At 66.1% G+C, this 11,837-nt stretch carries 12 protein-coding genes and 1 pseudogene; 10 read left to right on the top strand and 3 right to left on the bottom strand.

What is annotated here, in order from left to right:
* Together DD1DGNOD_RS30580 and DD1DGNOD_RS21700 are read right to left on the bottom strand one after the other, a co-directional pair.
* On the bottom strand, positions 1 to 1,100 hold a 1,100-nt coding region (locus tag DD1DGNOD_RS30580; RefSeq protein WP_165036961.1), incomplete at its 3' end, for a caspase family protein.
* 3 nt (positions 1,101 to 1,103) lie between these two features.
* A complete protein-coding gene (locus DD1DGNOD_RS21700; protein WP_206443355.1) occupies positions 1,104 to 1,514 on the bottom strand; it encodes an effector-associated constant component EACC1 in 411 nt (136 codons plus the stop codon).
* 234 nt (positions 1,515 to 1,748) lie between these two features.
* Between DD1DGNOD_RS21700 and DD1DGNOD_RS28325 the strand changes: the two genes are divergently transcribed.
* From DD1DGNOD_RS28325 to DD1DGNOD_RS21655, 10 genes are all read left to right on the top strand, one after another.
* Positions 1,749 to 2,615, top strand: a complete 867-nt coding sequence (locus DD1DGNOD_RS28325; RefSeq protein ID WP_206443354.1) for a DUF4158 domain-containing protein — start codon at positions 1,749 to 1,751, stop codon at positions 2,613 to 2,615.
* Positions 2,504 to 4,765 carry a Tn3 family transposase gene (locus DD1DGNOD_RS21695; RefSeq protein WP_241255901.1) on the top strand — a complete coding sequence of 754 codons (2,262 nt, stop codon included), beginning with the start codon at positions 2,504 to 2,506 and terminating at the stop codon, positions 4,763 to 4,765. Before DD1DGNOD_RS28325 ends, DD1DGNOD_RS21695 begins: the two co-directional genes overlap by 112 nt.
* Before the next feature lie 417 nt (positions 4,766 to 5,182).
* The gene (locus DD1DGNOD_RS21690; RefSeq protein WP_131766831.1) at positions 5,183 to 7,237 is read left to right on the top strand and encodes a dynamin family protein; all 2,055 of its coding nucleotides are present in this window, start codon (positions 5,183 to 5,185) and stop codon (positions 7,235 to 7,237) included.
* A 417-nt stretch (positions 7,238 to 7,654) separates the two neighbouring features.
* Positions 7,655 to 8,119: a hypothetical protein gene (locus tag DD1DGNOD_RS21685; RefSeq protein ID WP_131770932.1), complete on the top strand. Its 465-nt coding sequence runs from the start codon at positions 7,655 to 7,657 to the stop codon at positions 8,117 to 8,119.
* Positions 8,120 to 8,147: 28 nt separating this feature from the next.
* A complete protein-coding gene (locus DD1DGNOD_RS31385) occupies positions 8,148 to 8,708 on the top strand; it encodes a site-specific integrase (protein ID WP_131766856.1) in 561 nt (186 codons plus the stop codon).
* 51 nt (positions 8,709 to 8,759) lie between these two features.
* Positions 8,760 to 9,194: a hypothetical protein gene (locus DD1DGNOD_RS21675; protein WP_131766833.1), complete on the top strand. Its 435-nt coding sequence runs from the start codon at positions 8,760 to 8,762 to the stop codon at positions 9,192 to 9,194.
* A gap of 227 nt (positions 9,195 to 9,421) precedes the next feature.
* Positions 9,422 to 10,009 (top strand): recombinase family protein, encoded by a 588-nt coding sequence (locus DD1DGNOD_RS21670; protein ID WP_131766834.1) that lies wholly within the window; start codon positions 9,422 to 9,424, stop codon positions 10,007 to 10,009.
* Between the two features lie 154 nt (positions 10,010 to 10,163).
* Positions 10,164 to 10,937 carry a Stf0 family sulfotransferase gene (locus DD1DGNOD_RS21665; protein WP_131766835.1) on the top strand — a complete coding sequence of 258 codons (774 nt, stop codon included), beginning with the start codon at positions 10,164 to 10,166 and terminating at the stop codon, positions 10,935 to 10,937.
* A 98-nt stretch (positions 10,938 to 11,035) separates the two neighbouring features.
* Positions 11,036 to 11,158, top strand: coding sequence for a helix-turn-helix domain-containing protein (locus tag DD1DGNOD_RS21660; RefSeq protein WP_241251500.1), 123 nt, complete (start codon positions 11,036 to 11,038; stop codon positions 11,156 to 11,158).
* On the top strand, positions 11,158 to 11,577 hold the full coding sequence (locus DD1DGNOD_RS21655) for a YkvA family protein (protein ID WP_131766836.1): 420 nt from the start codon (positions 11,158 to 11,160) through the stop codon (positions 11,575 to 11,577). Before DD1DGNOD_RS21660 ends, DD1DGNOD_RS21655 begins: the two co-directional genes overlap by 1 nt.
* Before the next feature lie 44 nt (positions 11,578 to 11,621).
* Here the strand turns inward: DD1DGNOD_RS21655 and DD1DGNOD_RS21650 are convergent.
* A pseudogene (locus DD1DGNOD_RS21650) lies at positions 11,622 to 11,837 on the bottom strand (hypothetical protein); the annotation flags it as partial.

Genomic DNA, 11,837 nt, shown 5'->3' with positions numbered 1-11,837 from the left:
GCCTCCACCCGCGGTGGGGGGACGGCTGCCGGCGGGGGTGTCCGGGCGGTGACCGGCGGCGCCTGCGCTGGAGAGCGGGCAGTGTCGCGTGCCGGTAATCCGGCCGGCGGCGGCTCAGGTGGAGCGGGCGGCGCCGACCCCGGGACGCCGGGGTCGGGGGCGAGGGAGCACAGCCGCGCGGTCGCCGCGGCCGACACCGCTTTGCTGTCGTCGGCGGCGAGACGTACAAACTCGGCGCGGACCTTCCCACGCACCAGCTCGTTCCCGACCTGGTGCAGATGGTCCAGGCCGTCGAGCGCGGCGAGACGGTCCGCGGCCAGGGGACTGTCCACCACATGCCGCAGGTAGGACGGCAGCGTCCAGTGGACGTTCTTCGCGACGACGATCCGCCCCTCGACGGTGTCCTGTTTCTTCGGCCGCTGCTGCGGCATCTCGGCCACGACCCGGTCGTGGACGTAGGTGTACAGCTCGTCGACCGTGATGTCGCCGTCCCCGTCGAGGTCGGCACTACCGTCGCGCAGGCCTTCAACGAGGTAGCGGGTGAACACCGACCGCGCCGCCTCCCCATGCGACTGGTCGCCCTCGAACGCGTACTGGGTGGCGTCCGAGGCGGTCAGCACCGTACGGCCCCGGCCCCGGAATCGGTCCAGGGTGTGCACGGCCGTGTCGGCCTTCGCCAGCCGGCCGGCCGGATACGCCCCGCTGTAGCAGCAGTCGAGGATCAGCAGCTTCTGCTGCGACAGGCAGCTCTCCATGGCCTGGTCGACGGCCTCCGCGGCCAGGCCGGTGAACAGCAGGCTGTCCCGGAGGGTGTCCGCCATCGCCAGGTACAGCCGGCCGTCGTCGTCCTTCAACCCGTGGCCGGTGAAATACAACAGCGTCAGGTCGTCCCGGCGCCGGTCCCGGTAGAACGCCCCGACCGCCTTCCCGACCCGGTGGTGCGGCTCGTTGACCAAAACCGTGACCTCGAACCCGGCGATCCGCGGATCTTCCAGGACGTCGGCGAGGGCCTGGGCGTCGTGCGCCGGGGCGGTCAACCGCCGCAGCCCGGCATCCTGATACTCGTAGGTGGCGATCAGCAGCGCCAGCCGCCGGCCCATCGGCTACTCCGCCGCATGCCGGCGCACAAAGGCGTCGACCAGCGCCCGCTGCTGCTCGGCCGATGCCCGCTCGATCTCGATGCTGTCCCCGTCGATGGTCATCGAGATCCGGTGCGCCCGGCCCTGGCGGGCGAGCCAGTCGCGTACCGTCTCGACGACCGTGGGCAACACCCCACCCGACGCGCTCACCGCGACCACGATCGCCCCCACCGTGACCGGGTCGGCTGCCTTCGCGCCGTCCGGGACACTCCCGCCCGACGCCAGGCCGACCGCCTCGACGTCCAGCTCGGCGATCTCCGCGCGCAGCCGCCGGGTCAGCCGCTCGCCCGCCTCGACGTCGAGCTCCGGGTCCGGTGTCACGACCAGCCGCAGGCGCATCACGTCGGCCGGGACATCCCGCTCACCAACGCCCACTGGCGCCCCCGTTTCCCCCGTTGCACAGCCCACCGGAGGGCATCAAGACCCTCACGCCCCGCACCAGCCTGCTTCGCCGAAATCGTAGCGAATCCGGGGTATCGGCCCGGTACTCGGGTCCACGTCATGAAGTGACAAGTAGCTCTCGGTAGTTGCTCAAAATGTCACGGTCGTGTCCGTTGTGGTCGTAACCTGTTGGCTGATCGCGTGACTGCGTGACAACGGGGGCGTTTGGTGCGGCGCGAGTGGACTGCCGAAGAGTTGATCGAGTGCTGGACGCTGCTGGAGGACGACCGGCGGTTGCTGCGGAACAAGTCGGGGGCGTCTCGGCTGGCCTTCGCCTTGTTGCTGAAGTTCTTCGAGTTGGATGCCCGGTTCCCCCGGTACGTCGGGGAGGTCCCGAGGGCCGCCGTGACGTATGTCGCCCAGCAGGTTGCCGTCGAAGTCGCGACGCTCGCCGGGTACGACTGGTCCAGCCGGCAGACCAAACGCCATCGGATGGAGATCCGCGAGGAGCTCGGGTTCCGGGAGTGCACGGTCGCCGACGAGGACAAGCTGGCCGCCTGGATGGCCGCGGAGGTGTGCCCGGTCGAGCTGACCGACGACCGGCAACGTCAGGCGCTGCTGGCCCGTTGCCGGAAGGAGCGGATCGAACCGCCCGGGCCGTCGCGAATCGAGCGGGTGCTGGGCGCGGCCCGGGCGGGGTGCGAGCAGCGATTCACCGTGCAGGTCGCCGACCGACTGTCACCCGGGGCGATTGCGCGGCTGGAGGAGCTGGTGGCCGTTGCCGGGGACGACGATGCGTCAGCTGGCGGCGGGTCGGCGTTCCTCGCGGAGTTGAAGGCCGACCCGGGCAAGCTCAGCCTGGAGACGCTGCTGAAGGAGATCTCCAAGCTGGAGGGGGTCCGCGCCATGGGCCTGCCGAAGGACCTGTTCGACGGCTGGTCGGACAAATTCGTCGGCGGCTGGCGGGCGCCGGGCGGGCGAAGCTGTACCCGTCGGACTTTCGGGACCGCCCGGCCCCGATCCGCCTCACGCTGCTGGCCGCGTTGTGCTGGGCCCGGACCACGGAGCTGGTCGACGGCCTGGTGGATCTGCTGATCCAGCTTGTTCACACGATCAACGCCCGGGCCGAGCGGCGGGCCGAGAAGGAGATGACCGCCGAGTACCGCACGGTGACCGGCAAGGCCGGGATCCTGTTCGCGCTCGCCAGTGCGGCGGTGGAGCATCCAGACGACACCGTCCGCCAGGCCCTGTTCCCGGTGGTGAGCGAGGAGACGTTACAGGACCTGGTCGCCGAAGCGAAGGCGGCCGAGCGGACGTTCGCCCACCGGGTGAGGGTGCAGCTGCGCTCGTCATACTCCCACCATTACCGGCAGATGCTGTCGAAGCTGCTGGCCGCGTTGACCTTCCGTAGCAACAACACCGCCTACCGGCCGGTGATGGACGCCCTGGACCTGCTCGGCCGATACGCGGCCGCGGAATCGAAGGCCCAGTTCTACGCTGCCGCCGACCGGGTGCCGCTCGACGACGTCGTGCCCAAGGACTGGCGGGCCGCGGTCGTCGACGAGAAAAACCAGGACGACAAAAGTCAGGTCGAGCGGATCCCGTACGAGCTGTGCGTGCTGGTGGTGCTGCGGGCGGCGCTACGCCGCCGCGAGATCTGGGTAACGGGGGCCAGCCGGTGGCGTAACCCGGAGGACGACCTGCCGGCCGACTTCGCCGACAACCGCGACATCCACTACGCCGCCCTGCGGAAGCCGCAGGACGCGGGCTCCTTCGTCGCAGGTCTGAAGGAGCGGCACGTCACAGCGTTGTGCCAGCTCAACGACGCCCTGAAGACGGGCACGACCGGCGGGGTACGGATCACCACCCGGCGCGGCGAACCGTGGATCACCGTGCCGCCGCAAGCCAAGCAGGCCGAGCCCACGACGCTCGCAGCGCTCAAAGAGGAGCTGGTGCGCCGCTGGGGGGTGCTGGACCTGCTCAACCTGTTCAAGGACGCCGACTACGTCACGGGGTTCACCGACGAGTTCACCTCGGTCGCCTCCCGGGAAATCACCGACCGAGAGGTCATCCGCCGGCGGCTGCTCCTCGCCTTATTCGGCCTGGGTACGAACATGGGGATCAAACGGGTCGCGGACGGGGTGGTCGCCGGTGCCGGCAGCGATGAGACGCTGCTCGACACCGAGGCGGCGCTGCGCCGGATCCGGCGGCTGTTCATCAACCGCGACAACCTGCGGGCCGCGATCCGCCGCCTGGTCAACGAGACGTTCGCCGTGCGCGACACCGCCCTGTGGGGTGAGGGCACCGCGTGTGCGTCGGACTCGAAGAAGTTCGGCTCGTGGTCGTCGAATCTGATGACCGAGTGGCACCAGCGTTACGGCGGCCCCGGAGTCATGATTTATTGGCACGTTGAGCGGCGCAGCGTGTGTATCTATTCGCAGGTGAAAACCTGTTCGGCGTCCGAGGTCGCGTCCATGATCGAAGGTCTGATGCGGCACCTGACCTCCGCCGACATCGACCGTCAGTACGTCGACACGCACGGCGCCAGCGTGATCGGGTTCGCCTTCGCCCACCTGCTCGACTTCCAGCTCCTGCCTCGGCTGAAGAACATCGGTTCCGCCCGGCTGTACCGGCCCGGCATCGGGGAGGACGACACCTGGCCTCAGCTCGCGCCGGTGCTGTCGACCAAGACGATCGACTGGGACCTGATCGCCCAGCAGTACGACCAGATGGTCAAGTACGCCACCGCGCTGCGCCTCGGTACCGCCGAGGCCGAGCAGGTACTGCGCCGGTTCACCCGCGGCGGCCCGAAACACCCCACCTACCATGCGTTGGAAGAACTCGGCCGGGTCATCCGTACGATCTTCATCTGTGAATATCTGTCGAGCCCGGCACTCAGAACGGAGATCCACGAGGGCCTGCAGGTGGTGGAGAACTGGAACTCGGCCAACACCGACTTCTGCTACGGCAAAGACGGCCAGCTCACTGGCGCCGACCGCGAAAGTGTTGAGATCTCCGCCTTGGCGCTGCACCTGCTCCAATCCGCGGTCACCTACGTCAACACCATCCTTCTCCAGCGCGTCCTGGCCGATCCCGCCTGGGCGGGCCGGCTCACCGACGCCGACCGCCGCGGCCTGTCAGCCCTTTTCTGGACGCATATCAACCTTTACGGCCGTTTCGAGCTTGATCTGTCCACCCACCTTGATGCCCTTCGGCCCATGCCCCACATCGAGACGGCGTCATGAGCCCTCGGCCGAGGATCGGGATCCCTTTCACCAGGATCAGTTGCCACACCGTCCTGCTGAGAACGCTGGATGAAAGCCAGCGCAACGAACTCATCCGAAAGTACCGGAATATCGCCGATATCCAGAGCCCATTCCCACCCGACACGTCCCCAGCCGGTACCGAATATTCATTCACTCTTATCGCGAGAGATGGAGATCAAAGAGGCCATGAGATAATACGCTTCAGCTACCCGGAGTATGACGGCATTACCGTCCACGCCTACGACGAAGTCACCAGATTCGAACCGCCGCAGGACGACATCTGTCTGATGGTGGGATATCGTGAGATCAAAGTGGGGGACGATAAGCGACACCATCCCCATCGAGATACGCCCAGTGGCCAGCGAGTAACAGCCTTCGCGGAAGTGTAGATGCGACATGAATGAAATTGAACGCTTAAAGATGGATATCCAGCTTGTACTTGGCGATGCGGAGAAATGGCTTGGTGCCATGCCCTCGTTGGCGGACATGGACCTGGGTCTTCCCCCGACGGTTGGCAAGGATTTGGAAGCAGTTAGGAGGTTGCGGACGCGTGCAGCTTCGTCACTGATTAATGTCGCACTTCTCGGGGGCTTCTCTTCGGGCAAGAGTTTCTTGGTCAGCGGCCTTCAGGGCGGCCTGGCGCTTACACGGGTAATGAGCGACGACGACGTATCCGACAAGTTCATTGGTTTGTTGCCATCGGCACCTATACCTACCACGGCTTGTCCGGCAAGTGTCGTTCCTGTAGACGCGTCCCCGCAAGTAGACGCTTCCGGACGCGGATTCCTCCGAGTGCGCTTCTCCGATACGGATCAGTGGGAAGATATAGGGACCTCCGTACTTCCGCCGGTAGTGGCTGCGTATGCAATGGGCGACGACTCTGACGTCAAGCTGTCGCGAAAGGAGGAACACTGGAACCGAATTGTAGCCGAGATCGAAATCCTCGTCTCCGAATCCTTGCTTCCCGCCAAGTTGTACGACTTGCCCGGCCACGGCTCACCGGACCCTATACATGATCAGATTATTCGCGAAGCAATGGCGGATGCCGACTGCTTCATTTATGTTTCTACGGCCTCAGTGTCCCTGTCGGATGCGGATCTTGAGCTTATTGGGTATCTCCATCGCCATCACGTGAACACGGGGAAACGGGTTGTGTGGGTTGTAACAGCAATCGATAGGGCGATGGAACTCGGGCTCGATAACCGTCCGGCTTGGACGGCGACGGTCGCGCGCAACAACAGGTATCTCGAGGACAACTGCACCCTCCTTGACGGGAAGCCCGATCGGGGATTCATCGGCGATGGGTTCATAGCAGTCTCTCCAGCGTCGGAGGCCCGCGGCAAGTTCTCGATCAGCGAAGGTAACGAGGCCGCTGGCAGGCGACTACTTGCAGAGAGTAGGATGGATGCATTGCGTCGAACTCTCTCGACGATGATCGAGCGGGATACCGGCCGTCGCCATGTTGCGGCAATAGCGAGCGAGTCCCGAGCGCTCCTTTTCCCGTACCAGCGCGCGCTGAGTGAACGACTGGAGACCGAGCGCCTGCCGGTAGATCAGCTCCGCTCGCAACTGAGGGATCTAGGAAACCAGCTGCGTGATCTCACACTCGCCGTAGATACTACGGACGCGCGCCTCGGGGACATACTCGACCGGCGAATAAAGAGCGCTCGCCAAGGGTTCAGGAGACTAGCCCCGCACCTCCGTGAGAGTCTAGAAAGCGAAATTCTTTCCGCTGATTTGCGAAAGCCTAGACAAGCCAATCAGATCGAGGTTCACAGGACTCGGGTTATCCGGGAGTGGATGACTTCTCCAACTGGACCGCTCCAAATATGGAACTGGGAGCTGGAGGCGTTCACTAGTGAGGTGTTGACCGAGGTCCGAACGGCAGTACTCGCTAGCCACCCCCTGAGCGAGTTCAGGTCGAGCCAGGTGATCGATATAGATGAGCTAACTGCGCCTAAATCGCAGCGATCAAATTCGGACACGCAAGACGTTGTACAAAGAGCGGTGGCCGTCGTGGGCGCACTCACGCCCATCGGAGCTGGCGTTGCCACAGCTTTCGGTGTCTTGGCGGGACCGCTCCTCTTAATACCCGCCGGCGTAACCGTTGCCGCCACGCTAGCCTATGCAGGTATCACCTACAGAAAGAAGAATGCAACTTCCTTGGATCTGTTGCGCCGGGAGTGGATCGCAGAGCTGGATGAGATCGCATCGGAGGTCGAGCGCCTCTTTGCGGCGGCGGCGGGCCTCGCGGGTAGCGAAATTATTGGGCGAGCAATCGCGATCCTCGCTGGCAGACGCGACCAACTGGCCCACAGTCTTCTAGTCGTTCAGGAGAGAATAGAACAACCCGAGACCGCAACACGACAGGACCTTGTAGCGAGACTTGATCCTCATTGTCGGGACGGCGAGGAACTGATCGCACAACTGACCCAGCTCGCGCAAGTGTAATGCCGTGGACTTTAAAGATTTGAGATTAGCACAAGCACAACCGCGGCATGACCCAGGTTCCCGGGGCTGCTCACGTAGACGCGCCACGGCGAGCCGCAACAGCTCTGGCTGCTACACAGGACCCCCCGACGGGACTGCCTTCATCATCGAGTCGCTGCTCACCGGGCATGTCTTGGACGTCGACGCCGACGACCGGCAGCGACCACAGCTGTGGGAGCGCCACGGTGAACCAGCAGGTCCTCCTCTTCCGACGCGGTAAAGCCGACGCGGGCCGATCGAAGTAAGGTCGTTTCCCTTCCCAGAAGGTCCCTTCTGGGAAGGGAAACGTACAATCGATCCGTGACCACCCCCGCTGCCACCCGGCCGGATTGCCGCAGATTGCCTTCCCGAAAGGTTGTCCCGCTCCCGGTCGGCGGCTTGGATGCCGCGGACGCGATCGAGGCATGGGCCGGCCGGTACCTCGAAGCAGCCGTGCGCGGGGTCCGCTCGCCCGAGGTCACCGATAAGATCGCGCTTCATCTCGGCCGGTTCGCCGACTACTTCCACACCGTCCACGGCCACGACCGGCTGTCCGCCGTCGTCCGCCGCGAGGTCGTCGCCTGGCGCGACCATCTCGCCGGCGAGCCGGCCGACGGCGGGCTCGGCCTGGCCCCGGCGACCGTCAACGCCCACCTCGCCTCGCTGTCCGGGTTCGCCACCTGGGTCGTCGCGCACACCCCGGCCGCGCTGGCGCACGGCAACCCGTGCGCCAAGGTCACCGACCTGCCGCTGCCGCCCCTAGAACCCCGAGCTCTGTCCGAGGCGCAGGTCCGCTCCTTGAAGAACGTCCTCGACCGGCTCGAACGGCTTCCACCAGCACAAGGGCCGCAGACGCCGGGCTGACCGGAGTACGCACTCCCACGGCCGGCCGCTGCGCGACCGGGCCATCGTCTACGTCCTGCTGTCCACCGGGCTGCGCCGTGAGGAACTCGTCCGCCTCGACCTCGACCAGGTTGACCCCGCCACACCGGAAGGGCTATGGGCGGCGAAACGGGCCCGGGTCACCGGGGTACGCGGCAAGGGCCGCACTACCCGGCACGTCTTCCTGTCCGCCGACGCCCGCACGGCACTCGCCGACTACCTCGAGCACGAACGACCCCGCGACAGCGGCGAGACCACCACCGCCCTGTTCCTGTCGGCCGCCTCCATCGGCTCCCGCCGGCCCGACGGGCGGCTCTCGCCCCGCTCGGTCAACCTGATCTGCGAGCAGATCGGCCGCTGGCACGACGCCGAGCACACCGACCCCGCCCGGCAGCTGTCCCCGCTACGCCCGCATGATCTACGGCACTCGTTCGCGTTCCGGCTTGCCACCGAAACAGGCTCGGACGCCTACGAGCTGCAGCGTCGCCTCGGCCACCAGTCCCAGCGCTACATCGACCGGTACACCAACCCACCCGAGGACATCGCCGCCGGCTACGTCGAGCAGCTGTGAAGGGGGCACTGCTGCCCGCCTCCGGTAGACGCGCGCCAGCATGATCCTCACATGGGACGGGACAACAGCGACGAGTCGTACGTCATGGGCCTCTGCGATGAAGTGTTGGGTGAGGAAGGGCGACGTCAGCACCGGTTCGACTGGCTGCTCGGTGACCCGAACGACGCTGGCCGCCGAGTGCGGCTACCGGGCCTCCCCGTAGTTTCCAGCGCAAAAACAACGATTAGCCAGGTCAGCCTGGTGGGCGGCGTGGCTGCGAGCAGCATGGGATCACCAGCCGAGAACGGCGCCCGCCCGGCACGCCCCGATCCGCTCGACCAGCCAGGCGACAGGGCGGCGTACCTCTGGCAGGAGTCGATGAACGCGCTCCAGGAAACGATCACCGCCGCCCGAACCGACCCCGTTGCCGCCCGGCAACTGCTGACGATGTTCACCGCGTTCAGCCACGCCGCCCGGCGTACTTCCAGCAGACACGCGGTGATCTGATCGGTGCGGGCGTTACCCGAGCAGTTCCTTCCAACCTATGAAGAGATTTTCGCGTGAGCCCCGGGTTTTCCGTAGCGGCGGGTCTATCGCAGACGATCATTTGCGATAGACCCTCGCCGGCACAATCGCGGCCGGGCGTCGTCCCAGCACCCACCTCTCACAAAAGCCATAACAAAAACAAGCCATCACAACACCCACTCGGACACAAGTTCCGATAGAGTTCGGCCGTGGCACACAAGATCGGATACGCCCGGGTCAGCACCGCCGACCAAGATCCTCAGTTGCAGCTCGACGCCCTGGCCGCGGAGAACTGCCTGAAGATCTACACCGACACCGCGACCGGCACGAAGGCCGACCGGCCCAAGTGGAAGGCATGCCTCGCCGACCTCCGGCCCGGTGACACCCTGATCATCTGGAAGATCGACCGGCTCGGCCGCAATCTGCGCGACCTGGTCGACATCGTGGCCACCCTCGAACAGCGCGGCGTCGGGGTCAAGTCGCTAACGAACGGCATCGTCGACACCACCACCGCGCACGGCAAGCTCGTCTTCGGCATGTTCGCCCTCATGGCGGAGTACGAAGCCGCACTCATCAAGGAACGCACCATCGCCGGGCTGGCCGCTGCCCGTGCCCGAGGCCGCACCGGCGGACGCAAGCCCAAAATGACCCCTGCCCTGATCGACAAGGCGCAACGGATGTACGACTCGCGACAGTTCACCATGGCCGAGATCGCCACCTCCTGCCGCGTCACACCCATGACCATCTACCGCAACATTCGCGTCGACGCCAAGGATGCCGCACGTACCGGCAGCTGAGGTCTTCCGATGCTGCCCGCAACCGCAGTCAAGGCCAGCCGCTACGTCCTGGCTGCCAGTAGTAGTGCCATGTTCGCGTCTGGCGCCATTGGTGACTCGCTGAGCCTCAATCTCAGCTTGCGTGTCGTGGCTCCGGTGTGATTACGTCGTGATCATGCCGACGGACGCTACGGACCGTGTCGACTCGTACTTCATCTGCGCCACCCCTCGCACCGGCAGCTCCCTGCTCCTCGGGTTGTTGGAGTCCACGGGCGTCGCAGGCCGTCCGCAGGCGTACTTCCGCGCACCCGACGAGCCGCTGTGGGCAGACCGGTGGCAGGTCCCCCGCACTCCTCAGGGCGGGTTCGACTACGCGGACTACGTGCAAGCGGCGCTCGCCGCCGGCCGGACCGACAACGGCGTGTTCGGTGCGAAGCTCATGTGGGGAACGCTCGACGAGGTGGTCGACAAGCTTGGCACGGTCCACCCCGACCTCGCCGGCCAGGACGTCACCCTGTTGAACCGGGCGTTCGGTCGCACGCGCTTCGTCTACTTACGGCGCGACGAAGTGCTGGCACAAGCGGTGTCCTGGCTACGCGCCGAGCAGACCTACACCTGGTACATCGGCGGCAACGACGAGATCAGCGGCAACAACGGCACCGGGCAGGTACCGACCTTCGACGCGGACGGGATTGATCACTTCATCCAGGCGATCACGGAGCAAAACGCCGCGTGGGAGGCGTGGTTCTCCTCATTCGACATCCAGCCGCACGTAGTGCGCTACGAGGAACTCGACGAAGACATGGTCGGCGCCACCCACGGCATCCTGGACTTCCTCGGCCTCGTCCCACCCGACGGCCGCGCTATCGTCCCCCGGCACCAGCGCCAAGCCGATGAACTCAACCGCCAGTGGATCGAGCGCTACCGGGCAGAGTCGTCCGACCGCTGATCTCGCGCCCAGCCATGGCCAAGCGGGCCCGACCTCATTGGTCATCGCCGTCTGCGGGGCAAGAAGCCGAAGCTCAACCCGAAGCAGGAGGCGCACCGGTGACGCTGCACCATGCCGGGGAGCACACGACCTCGGAACTGGCAGAGCTGTTCGGGGTGGCCCGCTCGACGGTCTACCGGGCGATCGAGCGCGCCGCCACGGTCACAGCGGCACGTTCCTGATGCGGACCTGGCTGATCGGCCTCGGCATCGCCCTGGCCTGCTTGATCGCGAGTTGGGCTGTGCTCCTGGTCCTCGCCCGCCGGCTGCCGCCCGGCATCCTGCGCGACCTCGCCGCGTTCATCCCCGACTGCGTCACCACCGTACGGCGACTCCGCAAAGACCCGCGGGTACCGCGCCGCGTCAGGATCGCCATCATCATCGCCGGGATCTGGGTAGCCAGCCCGATCGACCTGATCCCCGAGTTCATCCCCATCATCGGCCCACTCGACGACATCGTCGTGGTCGCCCTGGCACTGCGCTACGCCGGCCGCCAGGTACCCCGCGAGGTGCTGCTCGCGGCATGGCCCGGCGAGCCGCGCCTGCTCGAACGTCTCCTCGGCCCCATCAAACCGGCCTCGCCCTCCCGCGCACCCTACTGATCGCTAAGGCTGCGTCCGGGCGAGGTGGGCGGGTAGCCCGCTCATCAGCCAGTCGTAGGCGTCGCGGGCGCGTGGGGGCAACTCGTCGCGGGCGGCGGCGACCACCTCGCGGACCCGGACGGCGGTCTCGGCCCGTCCGGGTCGCCACCAGCGGCGGTGATCTCCGCGCGGATCTCGGCGCGGATTTCCTCCACAGAGCGAATCCATTCGGCGAACGCCGCCGCGATGTCGACCACCGCGGCGTCGACACGGGGGTTACC

The organism is Candidatus Protofrankia californiensis (assembly GCF_900634765.1).
GTDB lineage: Bacteria > Actinomycetota > Actinomycetes > Frankiales > Frankiaceae > Protofrankia > Protofrankia californiensis.
This window is presented reverse-complemented; position numbering and strand designations above follow the sequence as displayed.